Annotated in this window: 16 protein-coding genes; 6 read left to right on the top strand and 10 right to left on the bottom strand. The window is 59.1% G+C overall.

From position 1 onward, the window contains the following. Positions 1–5 precede the first annotated feature (5 nt). From sdhA to sdhC, 3 genes are read right to left on the bottom strand one after another with little or no spacing between them, the layout of a single operon-like run. Complete coding sequence (gene sdhA / locus ACTD9P_RS07585) at positions 6–1778, bottom strand: succinate dehydrogenase flavoprotein subunit (protein WP_017134444.1); 1773 nt, start codon at positions 1776–1778, stop codon at positions 6–8. A 3-nt stretch (positions 1779–1781) separates the two neighbouring features. Further along, positions 1782–2150, bottom strand: a complete 369-nt coding sequence (gene sdhD / locus ACTD9P_RS07580; RefSeq protein ID WP_003172805.1) for a succinate dehydrogenase, hydrophobic membrane anchor protein — start codon at positions 2148–2150, stop codon at positions 1782–1784. Then, positions 2144–2518 (bottom strand): succinate dehydrogenase, cytochrome b556 subunit, encoded by a 375-nt coding sequence (gene sdhC, locus ACTD9P_RS07575; RefSeq protein ID WP_016979564.1) that lies wholly within the window; start codon positions 2516–2518, stop codon positions 2144–2146. Before sdhC ends, sdhD begins: the two co-directional genes overlap by 7 nt. A 364-nt stretch (positions 2519–2882) precedes the next feature. Here sdhC and gltA point away from each other — a divergent pair, with 364 nt between their 5' ends. Further along, on the top strand, positions 2883–4172 hold the full coding sequence (gltA, locus tag ACTD9P_RS07570) for a citrate synthase (protein ID WP_003210575.1): 1290 nt from the start codon (positions 2883–2885) through the stop codon (positions 4170–4172). A 670-nt stretch (positions 4173–4842) separates the two neighbouring features. On the opposite strand, the gene ACTD9P_RS07565 is transcribed toward gltA, so the two are convergent. The 3 genes from ACTD9P_RS07565 to ACTD9P_RS07555 form a co-directional block, all read right to left on the bottom strand. Then, complete coding sequence (locus ACTD9P_RS07565) at positions 4843–6501, bottom strand: cation acetate symporter (protein ID WP_438867219.1); 1659 nt, start codon at positions 6499–6501, stop codon at positions 4843–4845. Continuing rightward, positions 6498–6809 (bottom strand): DUF485 domain-containing protein, encoded by a 312-nt coding sequence (locus tag ACTD9P_RS07560; RefSeq protein ID WP_110624991.1) that lies wholly within the window; start codon positions 6807–6809, stop codon positions 6498–6500. The genes ACTD9P_RS07565 and ACTD9P_RS07560 overlap by 4 nt, the downstream gene beginning before the upstream one ends. 324 nt (positions 6810–7133) lie before the next feature. Beyond that, on the bottom strand, positions 7134–7985 hold the full coding sequence (locus ACTD9P_RS07555; RefSeq protein WP_056859736.1) for a glycine betaine ABC transporter substrate-binding protein: 852 nt from the start codon (positions 7983–7985) through the stop codon (positions 7134–7136). A 332-nt stretch (positions 7986–8317) separates the two neighbouring features. Between ACTD9P_RS07555 and ACTD9P_RS07550 the strand changes: the two genes are divergently transcribed. After that, positions 8318–9871, top strand: coding sequence for a glycoside hydrolase family 17 protein (locus tag ACTD9P_RS07550; RefSeq protein ID WP_438867218.1), 1554 nt, complete (start codon positions 8318–8320; stop codon positions 9869–9871). A 98-nt stretch (positions 9872–9969) separates the two neighbouring features. On the opposite strand, the gene ACTD9P_RS07545 is transcribed toward ACTD9P_RS07550, so the two are convergent. Continuing rightward, positions 9970–10338 (bottom strand): hypothetical protein, encoded by a 369-nt coding sequence (locus ACTD9P_RS07545; protein ID WP_438867217.1) that lies wholly within the window; start codon positions 10336–10338, stop codon positions 9970–9972. A gap of 235 nt (positions 10339–10573) precedes the next feature. Between ACTD9P_RS07545 and ACTD9P_RS07540 the strand changes: the two genes are divergently transcribed. The 4 genes from ACTD9P_RS07540 to ACTD9P_RS07525 all read left to right on the top strand — a co-directional run bounded on the left by ACTD9P_RS07540 (position 10574) and on the right by ACTD9P_RS07525 (position 14582). Continuing rightward, positions 10574–11872, top strand: a complete 1299-nt coding sequence (locus tag ACTD9P_RS07540; RefSeq protein ID WP_138816042.1) for a serine/threonine protein kinase — start codon at positions 10574–10576, stop codon at positions 11870–11872. Beyond that, positions 11865–12653 carry an MlaA family lipoprotein gene (locus ACTD9P_RS07535; RefSeq protein ID WP_056857109.1) on the top strand — a complete coding sequence of 263 codons (789 nt, stop codon included), beginning with the start codon at positions 11865–11867 and terminating at the stop codon, positions 12651–12653. Before ACTD9P_RS07540 ends, ACTD9P_RS07535 begins: the two co-directional genes overlap by 8 nt. A gap of 160 nt (positions 12654–12813) precedes the next feature. Continuing rightward, complete coding sequence (locus ACTD9P_RS07530; RefSeq protein ID WP_438867216.1) at positions 12814–14130, top strand: AAA family ATPase; 1317 nt, start codon at positions 12814–12816, stop codon at positions 14128–14130. Continuing rightward, positions 14127–14582 carry a hypothetical protein gene (locus ACTD9P_RS07525; RefSeq protein ID WP_438867215.1) on the top strand — a complete coding sequence of 152 codons (456 nt, stop codon included), beginning with the start codon at positions 14127–14129 and terminating at the stop codon, positions 14580–14582. The genes ACTD9P_RS07530 and ACTD9P_RS07525 overlap by 4 nt, the downstream gene beginning before the upstream one ends. 39 nt (positions 14583–14621) lie before the next feature. Here the strand turns inward: ACTD9P_RS07525 and ACTD9P_RS07520 are convergent, their stop codons facing one another. The 3 genes from ACTD9P_RS07520 to ACTD9P_RS07510 all read right to left on the bottom strand — a co-directional run bounded on the left by ACTD9P_RS07520 (position 14622) and on the right by ACTD9P_RS07510 (position 20244). After that, a complete protein-coding gene (locus ACTD9P_RS07520; RefSeq protein ID WP_438867214.1) occupies positions 14622–15527 on the bottom strand; it encodes a DUF808 domain-containing protein in 906 nt (301 codons plus the stop codon). A gap of 188 nt (positions 15528–15715) precedes the next feature. After that, the gene (locus tag ACTD9P_RS07515) at positions 15716–17122 is read right to left on the bottom strand and encodes an efflux transporter outer membrane subunit (protein WP_438867213.1); all 1407 of its coding nucleotides are present in this window, start codon (positions 17120–17122) and stop codon (positions 15716–15718) included. Further along, positions 17119–20244 carry an efflux RND transporter permease subunit gene (locus ACTD9P_RS07510; protein ID WP_438867212.1) on the bottom strand — a complete coding sequence of 1042 codons (3126 nt, stop codon included), beginning with the start codon at positions 20242–20244 and terminating at the stop codon, positions 17119–17121. The genes ACTD9P_RS07515 and ACTD9P_RS07510 overlap by 4 nt, the downstream gene beginning before the upstream one ends. Between the last annotated feature and the right edge of the window lie 3 nt (positions 20245–20247).

Here is a 20247-nt window from a genome sequence, read left to right as displayed (position 1 = left end):
CACCCTTAGTAAGTCCGAATCTTCGGTTCAAACGTCGGCACCGTCTTCGGCGAGAAGTTCACGGCACGCTTGGTTACGCGCTTGTCACCCGGGAAGTACAGGGTGTGGCACAACCAGTTTTCGTCGTCGCGATCTTCAAAGTCTTCACGAGCGTGAGCACCACGGGATTCTTTACGAACCTCGGCGGCAATCGCAGTCGCTTCAGCCACTTCCAGCAGGTTTTGCAGCTCAAGGGCTTCGATACGAGCGGTGTTGAACGCCTGGCTCTTATCGTTGATCTTGACGTTGGCGATGCGCGTGCGCAGGTCAGCCAGCTGGGCAATACCCTTCTGCATGTATTCGCCGGTACGGAATACACCGAAGTAGTTCTGCATGCAGCTTTGCAGCTCGCGACGCAGGGTTGCCACGTCTTCACCATCGGTACGCTCGTTCAGAGCGTTCAGGCGCGCCAGGGCGGCCTCGATGTTGGCGTCGGTGGCGTCATCGTATTCAATGCCGTCGGTCAGGGCTTTTTCCAGGTGCAGGCCGGCCGCGCGACCGAATACCACCAGGTCGAGCAGCGAGTTGCCGCCCAGGCGGTTGGCGCCGTGAACCGATACGCAAGCCACTTCGCCTACAGCGAACAGACCGTGGATGATCTCGTCCACGCCTTCGGCGTTCTGGGTGATCGCCTGGCCATGAATGTTGGTCGGCACGCCGCCCATCATGTAGTGGCAGGTTGGAACAACCGGTACCGGAGCAACCACCGGGTCAACGTGAGCAAAGGTCTTGGACAGCTCGCAGATGCCTGGCAGGCGGCTGTGCAGGACTTCTTCACCGAGGTGATCGAGTTTCAGCAGTACGTGGTCGCCGTTCGGGCCACAGCCGTTGCCGGCGATGATTTCTTTAACCATCGAGCGAGCAACTACGTCACGACCGGCGAGGTCTTTGGCGTTCGGAGCATAACGCTCCATGAAACGCTCGCCGTGCTTGTTGATCAGGTAACCACCTTCACCACGGCAACCTTCTGTAACCAGTACACCGGCGCCGGCGATGCCGGTTGGGTGGAACTGCCACATTTCGATGTCTTGTACCGGCACGCCTGCACGCAGGGCCATGCCGACGCCGTCACCGGTGTTGATCAGGGCGTTGGTAGTCGACGCGTAGATACGACCTGCACCACCGGTTGCCAGCACAGTAGCCTTGGCGCGGATGTAGGTGGTTTCACCGGTTTCGATGCAGATGGCGATTACACCAACGAAGGCGCCGTCGGCGTTCTTCACCAGGTCAACCGCGTAGTATTCGTTCAGGAACGTGGTACCGGCTTTCAGGTTGCCCTGATAAAGGGTGTGCAACAGCGCGTGACCGGTACGGTCGGAAGCGGCGCACGTACGGGCAGCCTGCCCGCCTTTACCGTAATCCTTCGACTGGCCGCCGAATGGACGCTGGTAGATACGACCTTGCTCGGTACGCGAGAACGGCAGACCCATGTGGTCCAGCTCGAACACGGCGGCCGGGCCTTCCTGACACATGTATTCGATTGCGTCCTGGTCACCGATGTAGTCGGAACCCTTGACGGTATCGTACATGTGCCAGCGCCAGTCATCGTTCGGGTCGGCGGAGGCGATGGCGCAGGTGATGCCACCCTGGGCGGATACGGTGTGGGAACGAGTCGGGAACACCTTGGTGATCACGGCAGTCTTGTGACCGCCCTGGGCCAGCTGCAGCGCTGCGCGCATGCCGGCACCGCCGCCACCAATAATGATGGCGTCGAAGGAAATAGTAGGAATGTTAGCCATGAATCAGATACCCCAAAGAATCTGCACACCCCAGACGAAGTAAGCGAACATCGCGACGCCGCAGACTGCCTGGAAGAGAAAACGTACTGCAGTCGCGGACTTGCCCAGCGCCATCGGCGTCAGGTAGTCGGTCGCGATGGTCCACATGCCGACCCAGGCGTGAGCGCCCAGGGCTACAAGGGCCAGCAGACTGAAGATTCGCATCGCATTGTGGGAAAACAGGCCGTGCCATTGCTCATAGCCGATGCCCGGGTTTGCGACGAGGTATCCGATCAGGAAAATGAAATAAGCCGCGAGAACGACCGCAGACACACGCTGCGCCATCCAGTCATAGAGGCCCGAACGCGAAAGGTTCGTAACGCTGGTTACCATATCCAAACTCCTGCCAGAACGATCAGCACCACGGAAATGGCGATGATGATTTTCGAGCCCAGGCGGCCGCCTTCCAGCGTCTCACCGATACCCGCATCCATGATCAAGTGGCGCACACCGGCTACCAGGTGATACAGCAGAGCGGACAGGAGGCCCCATGCTACGAACTTGGCCAGCGGGCTGGTCAAGCATGCCTTCACCTCGGCGTATCCTTCCTCGGAACCCAGGGATTTGCTCAATGCATAAAGCATGATGCCCAAGCCCAGGAACAGGATGATGCCGGAAACACGGTGCAGGAACGACGTAACGCCGGTGATGGGGAGTTTGATGGTCCTTAGGTCTAGGTTTACAGGTCGTTGGCTATTCACGGCTTTTTTTCACACTGAAGAGCCCCTAACAATCAGGGCAAAGTTGTTGGGGAGTGCACTGGTCAGGTAAGCACCACCCAGGGAGTGCGACCCCCAATGAAAGCAAGCCCAAAAGCCCTTGGCGGTCGGTGGCCGAGTATAGACAGTTAGGTTACTAATGACAACGCGCACTCCTCACCCTAATAGCTGATTGCGCTGGCGGTATAAAAGGCGTAAATGGCAGTCAATTTCGACGAAAAAGTATGGTTAAAGCCTTCTGGAGCAAGACTTTAGGCAAATTGACATCTGGATTTATATCAATATAGTGGTGCGGGCCCTGCGTGGGGGGTCTGTCTGATGATTTGAAGCATAAATAGGAGGCCACATGGCTGACAAAAAAGCGCAGTTGATCATCGAGGGCGCAGCCCCCGTCGAGCTGCCCATTTTAACCGGCACCGTTGGTCCCGATGTTATCGACGTACGGGGCCTGACGGCCACGGGCCGTTTCACATTCGACCCAGGCTTCATGTCGACCGCCTCTTGCGAGTCGAAGATCACCTATATCGATGGTGACAATGGCATTCTGCTGCACCGCGGCTACCCGATCGAACAGCTGGCTGAACAGTCGGACTACCTGGAAACCTGCTACCTGCTGTTAAATGGCGAATTGCCAACAGCCGAGCAGAAAGCCCAGTTCGTCAGCACCGTGAAGAACCACACCATGGTTCACGAGCAGTTGAAGACCTTCTTCAACGGCTTCCGTCGCGACGCCCACCCGATGGCCGTCATGTGCGGCGTAGTCGGCGCCCTGTCGGCCTTCTATCACGACTCCCTGGACATCAATAACCCGCAGCATCGCGAAATTTCCGCGATCCGCCTGGTTGCCAAGATGCCCACCCTGGCCGCAATGGTTTACAAGTACTCCATGGGCCAACCCATGATGTACCCGCGCAACGACCTGACGTACGCGGAAAACTTCCTGCACATGATGTTCAACACCCCGTGCGAGATCAAACCGATCAGCCCGGTGCTGGCCGCTGCGATGGACAAGATCTTCATCCTCCACGCCGACCACGAACAGAACGCCTCCACCTCTACCGTACGCCTGGCCGGTTCTTCGGGTGCCAACCCGTTCGCCTGTATTGCCGCCGGCATCGCCGCACTGTGGGGCCCTGCCCACGGCGGTGCGAACGAAGCCGTATTGACCATGCTGGATGAAATTGGCGATGTGTCCAACATCGACAAATTCATCGCCAAGGCCAAGGACAAGAACGATCCGTTCAAGCTGATGGGCTTCGGTCACCGCGTTTACAAGAACCGTGACCCACGCGCCACCGTGATGAAAAAGACCTGCGACGAAGTGTTGAAGGAACTGGGCATCAAGAACGATCCGCAACTCGAACTGGCCATGCGCCTGGAAGAGATCGCCCTGACCGACCCGTACTTCATCGAACGCTCGCTGTACCCGAACGTCGACTTCTACTCGGGGATCATCCTCAAGGCGATCGGCATTCCAACCAGCATGTTCACCGTGATCTTCGCCCTGGCACGTACTGTCGGCTGGATCTCGCACTGGAAAGAAATGCTCTCCAGCCCGTACAAGATCGGCCGTCCGCGCCAGCTGTACACCGGCTACGAGTCGCGTGATATCACCAAACTGGAAGATCGCAAGTAAACATCTGATGGCTTGGTAATAAAAAACGGCCTCCTTATCCAAGGAGGCCGTTTTTATTTGTGCAGCCTGATGATCGTTCCCACGCTCTGCGTGGGAATGCCTCCCGTGACGCTCCGCGTCACATTGCGCAAGACCTGAGGCCTACGCGAACCGGGACGCAGAGCATCCTTGGCTGCATGCCCACGCAGAGCGTGGGAACGAGCGGCGTAGAGACAAAAATGCCCCGTTCTCACGACCCGATAATGATCGTTCCCACACTCCGCGTGGGAATGCCTCCCGTGACGCTCCGCGTCACACAGCACAAAACCTGAGGCCAGTGCCAACCGGGACGCAGAGCGTCCGTGGCTGCATTCCCACGCAGAGCGTGGGAATGATCGGCGTAAAGGCACTTTATTGATGCAAGTGTTGAGAAACTGTTTTGTGAAATCCGTTACCAATAAAAGCAAAAAATACCCCGACCTCACGACCGGGCAATGATCGTTCCCACGCTCCGCGTGGGAATGCCTTCCGTGACGCTCCGCGTCACACAGCACAAAACCTGAGGCCTACGCGAACCGGGACGCAGAGCGTCCGTGGCTGCATTCCCACGCAGAGCGTGGGAACGAGCGGCGTAGAGACAAAAATGCCCCGATCTCACGACCGGGGCATTTTTTTATAACCGTTACAAATCTTAGTGGTTAACCGCCCCACTCGCCCCCAGGCCAGTCTGCGAACGCACAAACTGCGGGAAGTACAGCGCACGCTCTTTCTCTGCCGCCGCCGACTTGTCGGTGATCGAGAAGAACCAGATGCCGACGAACGCAATGATCATCGAGAACAGCGCCGGGTATTCGTAAGGGAAGATGGCTTTTTCATGGTGCAGGATCGAGACCCAGATGGTCGGGCCGAGGATCATCAGGCCAACGGCACTGATCAAGCCCAGCCAGCCGCCAATCATGGCGCCACGGGTGGTGAGGTTTTTCCAGTACATGGAAAGCAGCAGTACCGGGAAGTTACAGCTGGCAGCAATCGAGAATGCCAGGCCGACCATAAACGCGATGTTCTGGCTTTCGAACAGGATACCCAGGCCGATCGCCAACACGCCCAACGCCACGGTGGTGATCTTCGACACGCGAATCTCATCTTTCTCGTTGGCCTTACCCTTCTTGATCACACTGGCGTACAGGTCATGGGACACCGCCGAAGCACCGGCCAGGGTCAAACCGGCAACCACGGCCAGGATAGTGGCAAACGCCACAGCCGAGATGAAGCCCAGGAAAATGCTGCCACCCACCGCGTTGGCCAGGTGCACCGCCGCCATGTTGTTACCGCCGAGCAAGGCGCCTGCAGCATCCTTGAACGCCGGGTTGGTGCTCACCAGCAGGATCGCGCCAAAGCCGATGATGAACGTCAGGATATAGAAGTAGCCAATGAAGCCGGTGGCATACAACACGCTCTTGCGCGCTTCCTTGGCGTCGCTGACGGTGAAGAAGCGCATCAGGATGTGCGGCAGGCCCGCGGTGCCGAACATCAGCGCCAGGCCCAGCGAGAATGCCGAGATCGGATCTTTCACCAGGCCGCCGGGGCTCATGATCGCCTCACCTTTAGGGTGAACCTTGATCGCCTCGGCAAACAGCATGTTGAAGTCGAAGTTGACGTGCTTCATCACCATCAGCGCCATGAACGAGGCACCGGACAGCAACAGCACCGCCTTGATGATCTGCACCCAAGTGGTCGCCAGCATGCCGCCGAACAACACGTACATGCACATCAGGATACCCACCAGGATCACCGCGACGTGGTAGTCCAGGCCGAACAGCAACTGGATCAGCTTGCCCGCACCCACCATCTGCGCGATCAGATAGAACGCCACCACCACCAGCGAACCGCAGGCCGACAGGCTGCGGATCTGGGTTTGCCCGAGGCGATAGGACGCCACGTCGGCAAAGGTGTACTTGCCCAGGTTACGCAGGCGCTCGGCGATCAGGAACAGAATGATCGGCCAGCCCACCAGAAAGCCGATCGAGTAGATCAGGCCATCGTAGCCGGAGGTGAACACCAGCGCGGAAATCCCCAGGAAGGACGCCGCCGACATATAGTCACCGGCAATCGCCAGGCCGTTCTGGAAACCGGTGATCTTGCCGCCGGCCGCATAGTAGTCAGCCGCCGACTTGTTGCGCTTGGACGCCCAGTAAGTGATGCACAGCGTGGCGCCGACAAACGCGACAAACATCACGATGGCGGAGACGTTCAGCGGTTGTTTGTGCACTTCACCGGTCAATGCATCCGCCGCCCAAACGGCCGGAGCAAACAGCGAAGCGCCGAATATAGCCAATAGACGCCGGATCATTGCGCAGCCTCCTTGAGAATCGCATTGTTCAGGTCGTCAAATTCGCCATTGGCCCGACGCACATAGATCGCGGTCAGGATGAAAGCGGACACAATCAGTCCGACGCCCAGGGGAATACCCCAGGTAATCGAAGACCCAGGGCTGAGCTTGGCGCCCAGCACTTGTGGCCCGTAGGCAATCAACAGGATGAAAGCGGAGTAAAGCCCTAGCATGATCGCCGAGAGAATCCAGGCGAACCTTTCCCTTTTTCTGACCAGCTCCTTGAAACGCGGGCTGTTTTGAATCGAGAGGTAAATGCTGTCGTTCATTGTTTTTATCCTCGCAGCACAGCTTTTTATTATTTTGGAACATATCCACTGTATGCGGCTGCGGAACAGGTTCCAGACGACCTTAGTAGTAGATCGAGATGGCCACTTAGCAAGTTTTGCGGTCAACAAATAAACAGCAGCCTGAATACAGGCAAAAAAATGTGGGAACGGGCTTGCTGTGGCGAGCAAGCTTGCTTGCGCTGGGGTGCGAAGCGCCCCCAAAAAGCCGGAGACGGCTGCGCAGTCAGCGGGAGCAAGCTCCCTCGCCACAGCAAGCCCGCTCCCACAGTAGGGTTGTGGTGGGGCATCTAAAGGGTCAGTGCTTTATTTGGCGGTCCACTCGGCCACACGCTCAGGGTGCTTGGCGACCCAATCCTTGGCCGCTGCATCAGGCTTGGCGCCCTCTTGAATCGCCAGCATGACTTCGCCGATTTCATCCTTGGAGGCCCACTGGAACTTCTTCAGGAAAGCGGCGACTTCCGGCGCTTTCTTCTCCAGGCCCTTGCTGCCGATGCTGTTGACGGTTTCAGCAGCACCATAAATACCTTTTGGATCGTCGAGGAAACGCAGTTTCCACTTGGCGAACATCCAGTGCGGCACCCAGCCGGTCACGGCAATGGATTCCTGCTTGTCTTCGGCGCGGGTCAGTTCGGCGATCATCGCTGCACCCGAGCTGGCCTGCAGTTTGTAGTCCAGGCCATAGGCCTTGATCGCTTCGTCGGTCTTGAGCATCACGCCTGAACCGGCGTCGATGCCGACGATCTTGTTCTTGAAGGTGGTGTCGGTCTTGAGGTCTTCGATGGACTTGGCTTTAACGTACTCCGGCACGATCAAGCCGATCTTCGCATCCTTGAAGTTGGGGCCATAGTCGACCACCTTGTCCTTGTTCTTGGTCCAATACTCACCGTGGGTCACAGGCAGCCAGGCGGACAGCATGGCGTCGAGTTTGCCGGTGGCCACGCCTTGCCACATGATTCCGGTGGCGACGGCCTGCAGTTTCACGTCATAACCGAGCTTTTGCTTGATCACCTCTGCCGCCACATGGGTGGTGGCAACGCTGTCGGACCAACCATCTACATAGCCGATGCTCAGGGTTTTGCTGTCGGCGCTGGCCAGTGTGGAGCCCATCGCAACTACCAGAGTGGCAGCTGCGCCCAAGAGTCGTCGCATCTTCATAGTACTTCCCCGAAAGTGCTGCGCCCGACGGATGCCGAGCGACGTCAACCTGTTGTTATAGGGTGCATCGCGCCCCCTTCACGCGCGTCGATCACGGTGGTGCGCCGCCAGTGGAGTGCTGACACTTCGATCATCAACCTGCCGGGGCCTTGGACCTGCTCTGTCAGCGACCTCGGGTAAGCAAGAAACGACATCACATCGCCAGCAGGACAGTTCCTAGGACTTGGCGTCAATTTCCCGCCCGAACTTTGCATGTCTAAATTATGCAGCCCCACTGGGACGGGCTAAATCCGGGTAAGATGCGCGCCTTTGCTCCCCCAGATAAGCCGACCATGCCCGCGACTGCCCGCTTCCCTGCCCTGCCCTATTTCTGCGCCTTGATCCTCGGCGTGCTTGCCCTTGCCGGCTATTGGTACGGCCTCGGCCGGCCGGTGGTGCTGCCGGATGTGGCCAGTGCCAGCCACAAGATGCAATGCGCGTCCTACACGCCGTTCGACAAGGACCAGTCGCCGTTCGACCAGCCGTTCAAACTGCGCCCCGAGCGCATGGACGCTGACCTGGCGTTGCTGGCCACCCGTTTTGAATGCATCCGCACTTATTCCATGACGGGCCTGGAAGACCTGCCCGGCATGGCGCGCAAGCATGGTTTGAAGGTGATGGCAGGCGCCTGGGTCAGCAGCGACCCGGTGGCTACCGAAAAAGAAATCAACGAGCTGATCGCTGCCGCCAATGCCAACCCCGATGTAGTCACCTCGGTGATCGTCGGTAACGAGGCGCTGCTGCGCAAGGAAGTCACTGCCAAGCGGCTGGTAACGCTGATCCACCAAGTCAAAAGCCAGATCAAGCAACCGGTCACTTATGCCGATGTATGGGAGTTCTGGTTGCAACACCCGGAAATCGCCCCGGCGGTGGATTTCCTCACCATTCACCTGCTGCCCTATTGGGAAGATGACCCGTCGGGCATCGATCAAGCCCTCAAGCATGTGGGTGATGTGCGCCAGACCTTCGGCAACAAATTCGCGCCTAAAGATGTACTGATCGGCGAGACCGGCTGGCCCAGCGAAGGCCGCCAGCGCGAAACCGCGGTGCCAAGCCGGGTCAACGAGGCCAAGTTCATGCGCGGTTTTGTGGCCATGGCCGAGGCCAATGGCTGGCGCTATAACCTGATCGAAGCGTTTGACCAGCCGTGGAAACGCGCCAGTGAAGGCGCAGTTGGGGGTTACTGGGGCTTGTTTGACGCCGACCGCCAGGACAAGGGCATCCTTGCCGGGCCGGTGAGCAACGTGCCGTATTGGCCGCTGTGGCTGGGCGTCGGCGGCCTGATCCTGCTGGGCACTCTGGCACTCGGCGGCCGGGTGCGCAGCGCGCGTGCCGCATTCATGCTGCCATTGCTCGGCGCAGTCGCCGCCTGCTCCATTGGCACCTGGGCCGAGCTGACCCGTGTCACTGCGCGTTTCAACGATGAATGGGTGTGGGCTGGCTTGCTGGTGGTGTTGAACCTGTTGGTACTGGCCCATGCCGCCCTGGCTTTAAGCGCCCGCGAAGGTTGGCGCGAGCGGGCGTTCAACTGGCTGGAACAACGCGCCGGCTGGCTGGTGGCAATTGCCGGGTTCGCAGGGGCAGTAATGATGCTGGCGCTGGTGTTTGACCCGCGCTATCGCAGCTTCCCAAGTGCGGCGCTGGTGTTGCCGGCCCTGGTTTACCTGGTTCGTCCGGTCACCGGCCCGCGTCGGGAAATTGCGCTGCTGGCCTTCATTATTGGCGCCGGCATTGCGCCGCAGCTGTATCGCGAAGGCTTGCTGAACCAGCAGGCGTGGGGTTGGGCGCTGGTCAGCGGGTTGATGGTGGTGGCTTTGTGGCGGTGCTTGCGGGTGCGTAAGGCATAAGACCGCTTTCGCGAGCAAGCCCGCTCCCACATTCGAGCGCATTCCAAGGGATGCATCCAATCTAATGTGGGAGCGGGCTTGCTCGCGAAGAGGCCCTGTCAGACGCCCCGAGGCTTCCTGACCAACCGCAACCCCGCAATCACCACCGCAAACACCGCAAACGTGGTGTTGTACAACGCCAGTGCCGGCAACCCGAACACCATCCCCAACACCGCCAAACCCCAGCCCGCTCGCCCAGGCACAAAAAACCCCAGCACCGACGTCACCAACGCGGCCCAGCCCAATACCTTGAAGTGAATCATCAGCCCCAGGTTCGAGCGCAGTTGGCATTCCCAGCGGCTGGCCTCGTCAACGCAGACCCCCACCCACTGGCCGTCTTCCATAAAACCGTAGCGGGCGCCATAACTGGCGGCCAGCCATACCGGCAAGGCGATAAGCAGCAGGATAAGTGGCAAACGACGGGACATGGCGAACTCCGATAGGCAAAAACGGCGCTCAGCTTAATCCCACGGCGGCCGTTAGCAAGGTGTGTACGCAGATAACTGTTCATCAAGGCGCAGCAAAGTGTATCTTCTGGCTACTATTACCCCGAATCCGTGGTTTTTTTCCGACTTTTAGTGCCGAGGGCTGGCACTTCGGTGGCAACGCGGTGGTCATAGCCTGCGAACTTCATTCAGCACGTTTCCTCTTAGGGATTAAGTCATGCTCCGTTCCTTGCGCTGCGCTGCCTTGCTGGGCAGCCTATTTTTGAGTGCGTCAGCACTGGCCGTCGATGTCGACCAGGCCACTTATGGCTTCCCTTTGACGAACCCGTTCGAGGCGACCATTGCCACCACCCCGCCGGACCTGCGGCCTAAATTGCCCAGCAACGACGAGATCAACCAGTCCGATTACACCCTCAACATGCGCCCTGAGCGGGAATTCAGCCTGCCGGACAACTTCTGGGCAGTGAAGAAACTCACCTACCGCATCGCCAAACAGGACCACGCCGCGCCGCTGATTTTCTTGATCGCAGGCACGGGCGCCCGGTTTGACAGCAGCATCAACGAATACCTGAAAAAACTCTATTACCAGGCCGGCTACCACGTGGTGCAGCTGTCATCGCCCACCAGCTTCGACTTCATCAGCGCCGCCTCGCGCTTCGCCACCCCGGGTATCACCCAGGAAGACGCCGAAGACATGTACCGCGTGATGCAGGCGGTACGCGCGCAGAACGCCTCGCTGCCGGTGACCGACTTCTACCTCACCGGCTACAGCCTCGGCGCACTGGATGCGGCGTTTGTCAGCAAGCTCGACGAGACCCGCCGCAGCTTCAACTTCAAGAAAGTGCTGCTGCTCAACCCGCCGGTCAACCTCTACACCTCGATCACCAACCTCGACAAGCTGGTACAGACCGAGGTCAAGGGCATCAACAACACCACGACTTTCTATGAGCTGGTGCTGGCCAAACTGACGCGCTACTTCCAGCAAAAGGGCTACATCGACCTCAATGACGCCCTGCTCTACGACTTCCAGAACTCCAAGCAGCACTTGACCAACGAACAGATGGCCATGCTGATCGGCACCTCGTTCCGCTTCTCGGCCGCCGACATTGCCTTTACCTCGGACCTGATCAACCGTCGTGGCCTGATCATCCCGCCGAAATACCCGATCACCGAAGGCACCAGCCTCACGCCGTTCCTCAAGCGTGCACTGCAATGCGACTTCGACTGCTACCTCACCGAACAAGTGATCCCGATGTGGCGCGCGCGCTCCGACGGCGGCAGCCTGCTGCAACTGGTCGACCAGGTCAGCCTGTACGCACTCAAGGACTACCTGCACGACAGCCCGAAAATCGCCGTCATGCACAACGCCGACGACGTGATCCTCGGCCCAGGCGACCTCGGCTTCCTGCGTAAAACCTTCGGCGATCGCTTGACCGTCTACCCGCTGGGCGGCCATTGCGGCAACCTTAATTACCGCGTCAACGCCGACGCCATGCTGGAGTTCTTCCGTGGCTAAATATCTTCTGCTGCTCGCCGCGCTGATGTGCGCAGGCGTAGCCAATGCCGACAACAGCAAGGCCCACGAACCGGTCAAGGTTGACTCCGATGGCTTCAAGGAGCCGCTGACCAAACTCAAGTTCAACCCTGGCCTGGACCAGCGTGAGTTCGAGCGTTCATCGCTAACCGCACTTAACGTCTATGACCCGCTGGAGTCGTGGAACCGTCGCGTCTACCACTTCAACTACCGCTTCGACCAATGGGTGTTCCTGCCCGTGGTCAATGGCTACACCTATGTCACCCCAAGCTTCCTGCGCACCGGCGTGAGCAACTTCTTCAACAACCTGGGCGATGTGCCCAACCTGTTGAACAGCCTGCTGCAACTCAAGGGCCACCGCTCCCTGGAAACCACCGGGCGCCTGCTGCTCAACACCACCATCGGCATCGCCGGCCTGTGGGACCCGGCCACCGCCATGGGCCTGCCGCGCCAGAGCGAAGACTTCGGCCAGACCCTGGGCTTCTACGGCGTGCCTGGCGGCGCCTACCTGGTGTTGCCGATCTTCGGCCCCTCGAACCTGCGTGACACTACCGGCCTGATCGTCGACTACGGCGCCGAGACCGAGATCAACTTCCTCAACGTCTCCAAAGTCAGCGAAAACCACCCTGAAATCTGGGCTTTGCGCGCCGTCGACAAGCGCTACCAGACCAGCTTCCGCTACGGTCAGATGAACTCGCCGTTTGAGTATGAAAAGGTGCGCTACATCTATACCGAGTCGCGCAAGTTGCAGATCGCCGAGTAAAGTTAACCTTGCTGACACAAAGGCCATACGAGTGATCGAATGGCCTTTTTTGTTTCAATCGACTATTCGTGGCTAGCGCGTCTGCCCAGTAGCGGCGCGGTCTCCAAAACTGTAGGCTTCGGATCAGCGAACCCCCTCCGCCAATCAACGAGGTTCGGACATGTTGATGTCGATCGATCTAAAAAATTTTAAGAGCTACGACAACGCCACACTCCCACTGGCAGCCCTGACATTTTTGATCGGAGCAAATGCTTCCGGTAAAAGCAACGTGCTTGAAGCTATCCGCCTTCTCAATTGGCTGGCAAAAGGCTCCCGCCTGGATGACATTACACGCACTATCCAGAGCGGTGATGCCGTTGTTCGTGGCCAAGCCAATGACCTGTTTCGAGACCTCAAGGCCAGCGTCAGCCTAGGCGCCCATTTTGGAGAAGCTAAAGAAGGATGGGACGACTTTGAAATTTCAATTGACCTCATTGCAGACCAATTAGTTGTTACCGGAGAAAAAGTAGAAAAGAAAGGTGAAAAATTTCCGTTGTATCAGGTGGACGGTGTTTCAAGCCCACACACTGACGAAATCAGTGTGGCCTATAACAACTTCGCCCGCGGTCGAAATAAACCCCATATTTCATGTTCCAACCGGCAAGCTATTTTTTATCAGATTGAAACGCCTGGCAGATTTAAAGCCAGTCATATTGAGTCCCAGAGAGTTATACCGCTGGTGACAAAAGCGGTGCGTGAAACCTTACGAAATGTCGTATTCCTTGATCCCAGGCCCGCCCTCATGCGGGATTACGTGTACCTGAAAGATGATCAAATAAAGGAAGACGGCAGCAATCTTTCCGCAGTTTTATATGGACTGTCACAAACTTCAGAAGAGAAAAAAAGGCTACTTGCTTTTATTAAATCATTGCCCGAACAGGATATTACCGATATCCAATTCATCGAAACTGATCGCAGTGATGTAATGGTCCGCCTCGTAGAAACCTTCGGCCAGTCGAGCCGCAATGTCGATGCTCCTTTGCTTTCGGACGGAACATTGCGCGTACTGGCAATAGGTGCAACGCTGCTGACAGCGCCGACAGGCTCGTTAGTCGTCATTGAAGAAATCGATAATGGTGTTCATCCCAGCCGCGCCGAGACGCTCGTACGCCAACTTCAAACCATAGCTTCTGAGCGAAAACTACGCGTGTTGCTGACCTCGCATAATCCCGCCCTGCTGGATGCATTACCTGATAGTGCTTTAGCGGACGTCGTCGCCTGCTATCGCGATCCTGATGAAGGTGACAGTCGTCTTGTACGGTTGGGCGACCTTGAACGCTACCCAGAACTCGTGGCCCAAGGCCCGCTGGGCCAACTGATGACAAGACGCGTCCTGGATCGCTTCCTTAAAGATAAAACCACAGTGCAGGAACGAGAAACCGAGGCGATGGATTGGTTTGAAAAATTGGAAGCGAGCACTTCGGGGGTGCAGGAATGACAGCGGTATGCCTTCTGGACACCTCCATTTTCATAGAAATCCTTAACGTTCCTTCCAAGGCACTGCAGCATGAGGCAATCATGGCGCAACTCAGAGAGCGCCTGAAGGAAACCTTGTTTCTGCCCATGGCGACTATTTTGGAAACGGGCAACCATATTGGTCAGAACGGTGATGGCCGGGAGCGACGTGCCTGCGCACAAAGATTTGTAAAGCAGGTCAGTGAAGCACTCAAAGGAGGATCACCGTTCAAACCGATCAGTTTTTTGAGCGAGAAAGAAATGGCTGCCTGGCTATCTGAATTTCCACATCACGCAGCTACAGGCAGCGGTCTTGGAGACCTCTCGATCATCCATGATTGGAAACGCCTTTGCTCATTGCATCGCGGACAGCGCGTTTACATCTGGTCATTGGACGCGCATCTGAGTGCATTCGACAGAGCGCCAGAGCTGTAAGTCCAAGGCCGCAACGCCTTTGCATTGCGGCCTTGATCACTACCCCCTTAGTGACTTCAGAACTCTACTCACAATTATTACAACTGCACATACCAGCGCCCCCGCGATAATCCCCGCCACCGCATTCAGCAACGTCGGCATCAACCACGCCACCCCGCCAACGTTCTGACTGACGCTCTCGATCCAGTGATGCACCGCCGGCACGCCGTGGGTGAGAATGCCGCCGCCGACCATGAACATCGCCGCTGTGCCGATCACCGACAGGCTTTTCATCATATAAGGCGCGGCGCGCAAGATCGCCCCACCGATACTGCGAGCTGCCTGGCCGGGCTTTTGCGTCAGCCACAGGCCCAGGTCATCGAGCTTGACGATACCGGCCACCAGCCCGTACACACCGATGGTCATGACGATGGCAATGCCCGTCAGCACGACCACCTGCTGCATCAAAGGCGCATCCGCGACGGTGCCCAAGGTGATGGCGATGATTTCCGCCGAGAGGATGAAATCGGTGCGAATTGCACCTTTGATCTTGTCCTTCTCAAATGCCACCAAGTCAGTCGCCGGATCGGCCACGGCTTCAACCAGGTGAGCCTGTTCTTCAGTGCGTTTATGCAAAAAGGTGTGCGCAAGCTTCTCAAAGCCCTCGAAACACAAATACGCGCCACCGAGCATCAACAACGGCGTGACCGCCCAGGGCGCGAACGCGCTGATCAACAGCGCAGCCGGCACCAGGATCAGTTTGTTGAGAAACGAGCCTTTGGCCACCGCCCACACCACCGGGATTTCCCGCTCGGCGCGCACACCCGACACCTGCTGGGCGTTAAGCGCCAAGTCGTCACCCAGTACGCCAGCGGTTTTCTTGGCGGCCATTTTGGTCATCAGCGCCACATCGTCGAGGACGGCGGCGATGTCGTCGATCAGTACCAGTAAGCTGCTTCCTGCCATGACGCGTTCATCCTGCGGTTAAAGTGCCGCGAATATAACGCGAGCGGTGCGACGGTATATAGATATCCGCACAATCGCCAGCCTCTCTGAGGGACGTAGATCCAAACTGCGGGGGCATCAAAGATGTTGGTCGGCTCGGGCGGCGCCATCGCAGGCAAGCCAGCTCCCACCTTTTGAATCCCGGTGTGTCAGGGTTGCCAGCCGCCACCCAGGCTCTGGATCAGCGCCACACTGCCCTGACTCAACTGCCCCTGCGTATCGCGCAGATTCTGCTCGGCTTGCAATAGCACAAGCTGTTGAGTCAGCACCGCCTCCCGGCTGACCGTACCGGCGCGCAACTGCGCCTCCTGGCTGCCGAATAGTTGTTGATTGCGCTGGTAGACCTGCTGGAAGGCATCGGCCTGGGTGTGCAGATGATTGATCGCCGACAGATTGTCCTCGACGTTCTGCAAGGCACTGAGCACGGTCCCGCGATAGGTTGCGGCAATCTGGTCATAACTGGCCTCTGCCTGCTTCACCGCCGCCTCCCGCGCGCCACCGTCAAAGATGGTCTGCGCCAACGCCGGCCCCAAGGTCCAGATGCGATTCGGTAAAGAGAACAACCCACCCAACGCGCTGCCGCGATAGCCCAGCTCGGCGGTAAGGTCCAGAGACGGAAAGAACGCCGCCTCAGCCACGCCGATTTTGGCATTGGCCGCTGCTGCCGAACGTTCTGCCGCCACCACATCCGGGCGGCGTTGCAACAGGGTCGAAGGCAAGGTCAGCGGTGGCCGTGGCACCACGAACGCAAAATCCGTGCGCGGTGCCACGCTGAACCCGCTGGGCGCCACGCCTACCAGCACCGCCAGCGCATGCTCGTATTGCTCACGGTCGCGTAGCGACGTCTGCAAGCCGGCAATCGAGGTGGTCAGTTGGTCCTGGGCCACCAGCAATTGGTCATTAGTGGCGACTCCTTGGGTGAACTGGGCCTGGATCATGTCGAGCAATTGCTGGTTGATGGTCTGTTGCTGTTGCAGCAGGCGCACATCGATGTCCATCTGGCGCAATGCCAGGTAATTACTCGCCACACTGGAACTGATGGATAAACGCACCCCGGCCAGCAACGCATCGGATTGCTGCGCTGCGGCCTGACTCGACTCGATGCCTCGGCGCACCTGGCCCCACAGGTCCGGTTCCCAACTGGCGGTCAGAGTGGCGCTGACACTGTTCTTCACGCCGGTCGACGCGGTGCTGCTGGAGCTGGTGCCGTCACCGCCCTCGCCGCGCGAACCCGACAGCCCGACGCCCACCGTCGGCCACAACCCGGCGCGACCCGACGCCACTTGCGCCTGCGCCAACCGATACGCCGCCTCAGCCGCGACAATCGACTGGTTGGCCTTGGCCGAACGCGCTACCAAATCGTTCAGCACCGGGTCCTGATAGGCCAGCCACCACTGGCTGTCCATGGCACCTTGCGGGTTGGACGCGGCGCGCTGCCACTGCGCACCTTCCTTGAACGACTGCGGCAGTTGCATCGCCGGTTTCTGGTAATCCGGCCCGACCATGCAGCCGCCAAGCATCAGGCTGATAAACAGCACGCTGAATCTGAGTTTCATGACCTTGCTTCCTTGTGGCGCCCCAGGCGTTGGGACGCCCGGTCGAGCCAGAGGTAAATCACCGGAGTGGTGTAGAGCGTCAGCACCTGGCTGAACAGCAGCCCACCAATAATCGAAATCCCCAAGGGTCGGCGCAATTCCGAGCCGTAGCCTGAGCCGAGCACCAGCGGCAGCGCGCCGAGAATCGCTGCCAAGGTGGTCATCATGATCGGCCGAAAGCGGATCAGGCACGCGCGGCGGATTGCTTCCTTGGCGCTGAGGCCGAACTCACGTCGTTCGGTAATCGCGAAGTCGATCATCATGATCGCGTTCTTCTTCACGATACCAATCAACAGGATCACGCCCACCAGCGCAATGATCGACAGCTCGGTGCCGGTCAGCAGCAAGGCGATCAACGCGCCGACACCCGCCGAGGGCAAGGTCGAGAGGATGGTCAGCGGGTGCATCAGGTTTTCATACAAAATGCCCAGCACGATATACACCGACAGCAACGCGGCGACGATCAGCAGCGGCTCGCTGGCCACCGACGACTGGAACACCTGGGCCGTACCGGCAAACTGGCCAGTTACGCTGGCCGGCATGCGTAGCTGCTTCACGGCATCCTCCACCTGCTCAGTGGCCTGGCCGATGGACGTGCCGGGGGCCAGGTTGAACGACACCGTCACCGCCGGGAACGTGCTTTGGTGGCTGATAGAGATCGCGGTGCGCGAAACGCCGTTATCCGCCAAGGCCGACAGCGGCACGAGCGCAGGCGGGTTGGCCAGGTTCGGCGCAGCGGTGGTGCCTTTGGCGGCCGCCGCCGTACTGCCCGTGGGCACGTAAATACCTTTGAGCGCGGTAGGATCGGTCCAGTATTGCGGCGCGATTTCCATCACCACATGGTACTGGTTGGCAGCACGATAAAGCGTCGAGACCTGGCGCTGGCCAAAGGCGTCGTAGAGCGTCTGGTCCACCGCCGACATGCCCACGCCAAGCCGCGCCGCCGTATCGCGGTTGATGGTGACGTTGGCCAACAGGCTGTTGTCCTGCTGGTCGGTGTTCAGGTCAGTGAGTTGCGGCAGTTTGTGCAACACGGCCACCACCTTGGGCACCCACTCATCCAGGGATTGCTGGTCATCGGCGGTCAGGGTGTATTGGTATTGCGCGCCGCTTTGCCGCCCGCCCACAGTGATGTCTTGCGCCGCCTGCAAAAACAGCTTGGTGCCGGGCATATCACCAAGGGTGCGGCGGATTTGCCCGATCACATCGGTGGCACTGTCTTTGCGCTGATCGATGGGTTTAAGCAACACGAACAGTTGCGCACTGTTGACCGCCCCGCCGCCACCGCCCCCGCCGCCGACAAACCCGGCAGCGGTTTCCACATTGGGGTTTTGCATCACCTTGTGGTTGATCGCGGTGAAGTCCTTTTGCATCGCCCCGTAGGAGATACTCTGCGCGGCAATGATGCTGCCTTGCAGGCGCCCGGTGTCTTCCTGCGGGAAGAAGCCCTTGGGCACCAGCACATACAGCACGCCGGCGAGCACAATCACCAGCACGGTGACCAGGCCCATCAGGATCGAATGATCAATCACCCAGCCCAAGGTGCGGTCGTAGAAACGGTGAAAGCGTGAATCCGGGTGTTCGTTGCCTTCATGGACTGCCTTCGGCGCACGCAGCAACACACTGGCGAGCATTGGCGTGACGGTCAGCGAGATCACCATCGAGATAACGATGGCCACCGACAGTGACACCGAAAACTCGCGAAACAGCCGCCCGACGATCCCGCCCATCAGCAGCAGCGGAATAAACACCGCCACCAGCGACACACTGATGGTCAGCACGGTAAAGCCGACTTCCTGCGCCCCGGCCAACGCGGCCTCCACCCGCGTTTTGCCGCGCTCCAGGTGGCGCATGATGTTTTCCACCACCACGATGGCGTCATCCACCACAAAGCCGGTGGAAATGGTCAACGCCATCAGCGACAGGTTATTCAGGCTGTAGCCAAGGAAGTACATGGCGCCAAAGGTGCCCAGCAACGACAACGGCACCACCACCGCAGGCACCAGCGTGCTGCGCCAGTCTCGGAAGAAACCGAAGGTCACCAGCGTCACCAGCAGGATCGAGGCCAGCAACGTCACTTCCACGTCATGCAGCGACGAGCGAATGGTGGTGGTGCGGTCCATCAGCAGGTTGAGCTTGATTGACGCCGGGATCGAGCTTTGCAAAAACGGCAGCGAGGCTTTCACGGCGTCCACGGTTTCGATCACGTTGGCGCCCGGCTGCTTGAACACCACCAGCAGCACCGCCGGCTTGCCGTTGGACAGGCCGAAGTTGCGCAGGTCCTGCACGTCTTCACGCACGTAGCCCAGGTCCGAGATATGGATCAAGTCGCCGTTGTGCGCCTTGACCACCAGCGGCCCGTAATCGTGGCTGTCGAGCAACTGGTCATTGGCCCCAATGCCATAGGAGCGGTCACCCACCGCCACATTGCCCTTGGGCAGGTTGGCGTTGGACGCGCCGATCACCTGGCGCACCTGCTCCAGGCTCACGCCGTACTGGTTGAGGCGGTCCGGGTTGAGCTCGATGCGCACCGCCGGCAGCGCGCCGCCGCCCACCGTCACGTCGCCGACGCCGGTGGTTTGCAGCAGGCGCTGCTCCAGTACCGTCGAGGCGGCGTCGTACATTTGCCCTGGCGTGGCGCTGTCGGAGGTCAGGCTGATAATCAGGATCGGCGAATCCGCCGGGTTGACCTTGCGGTAGGTGGGGTTGCCGGACAAGTCGCTGGGCAAGTTACTGCGCGCGGCGTTGATCGCCGCCTGTACGTCCCGCGCGGCGCCGTCGATGTCGCGGCTCAGATCAAACTGCATGGTGATGCGCGTCGAGCCGAGGCTGCTGGCCGAGGTCATCTGCGTGACCCCGGCGATCTGCCCGAACTGGCGCTCCAGCGGCGTGGCCACCGAGCTGGCGACGGTGGTCGGGTCGGCGCCGGGCAACGAGGCGCTGACGCTGATGGTGGGGAAATCCACCTCCGGCAGCGGCGCCACCGGCAGCAGGTTGAAGGCCAATAGGCCAAACAATGCCAGCCCGGCCGCCAGCAGCGTGGTGGCAATGGGACGATGGATAAACGGCGCGCTAAGGTTCATTGC

Source organism: Pseudomonas onubensis (assembly GCF_965653655.1).
Lineage (GTDB): Bacteria > Pseudomonadota > Gammaproteobacteria > Pseudomonadales > Pseudomonadaceae > Aquipseudomonas.
Note: the sequence above shows the minus strand (reverse complement) of the source record. Positions and strands in the feature narration are given on the sequence as shown.

What these genes read in the sequence shown, in the direction of transcription:
- sdhA (WP_017134444.1), bottom strand. Translation starts at nt 1,778, where the DNA reads ATGGCTAACATTCCTACTATTTCCTTCGACGCCATCATTATTGGTGGC.
- sdhD (WP_003172805.1), bottom strand. Translation starts at nt 2,150, where the DNA reads ATGGTAACCAGCGTTACGAACCTTTCGCGTTCGGGCCTCTATGACTGG.
- gltA (WP_003210575.1), top strand. Translation starts at nt 2,883, where the DNA reads ATGGCTGACAAAAAAGCGCAGTTGATCATCGAGGGCGCAGCCCCCGTC.
- ACTD9P_RS07565 (WP_438867219.1), bottom strand. Translation starts at nt 6,501, where the DNA reads ATGATCCGGCGTCTATTGGCTATATTCGGCGCTTCGCTGTTTGCTCCG.
- ACTD9P_RS07560 (WP_110624991.1), bottom strand. Translation starts at nt 6,809, where the DNA reads ATGAACGACAGCATTTACCTCTCGATTCAAAACAGCCCGCGTTTCAAG.
- ACTD9P_RS07555 (WP_056859736.1), bottom strand. Translation starts at nt 7,985, where the DNA reads ATGAAGATGCGACGACTCTTGGGCGCAGCTGCCACTCTGGTAGTTGCG.
- ACTD9P_RS07550 (WP_438867218.1), top strand. Translation starts at nt 8,318, where the DNA reads ATGCCCGCGACTGCCCGCTTCCCTGCCCTGCCCTATTTCTGCGCCTTG.
- ACTD9P_RS07545 (WP_438867217.1), bottom strand. Translation starts at nt 10,338, where the DNA reads ATGTCCCGTCGTTTGCCACTTATCCTGCTGCTTATCGCCTTGCCGGTA.
- ACTD9P_RS07540 (WP_138816042.1), top strand. Translation starts at nt 10,574, where the DNA reads ATGCTCCGTTCCTTGCGCTGCGCTGCCTTGCTGGGCAGCCTATTTTTG.
- ACTD9P_RS07530 (WP_438867216.1), top strand. Translation starts at nt 12,814, where the DNA reads ATGTTGATGTCGATCGATCTAAAAAATTTTAAGAGCTACGACAACGCC.
- ACTD9P_RS07525 (WP_438867215.1), top strand. Translation starts at nt 14,127, where the DNA reads ATGACAGCGGTATGCCTTCTGGACACCTCCATTTTCATAGAAATCCTT.
- ACTD9P_RS07520 (WP_438867214.1), bottom strand. Translation starts at nt 15,527, where the DNA reads ATGGCAGGAAGCAGCTTACTGGTACTGATCGACGACATCGCCGCCGTC.
- ACTD9P_RS07515 (WP_438867213.1), bottom strand. Translation starts at nt 17,122, where the DNA reads ATGAAACTCAGATTCAGCGTGCTGTTTATCAGCCTGATGCTTGGCGGC.
- ACTD9P_RS07510 (WP_438867212.1), bottom strand. Translation starts at nt 20,244, where the DNA reads ATGAACCTTAGCGCGCCGTTTATCCATCGTCCCATTGCCACCACGCTG.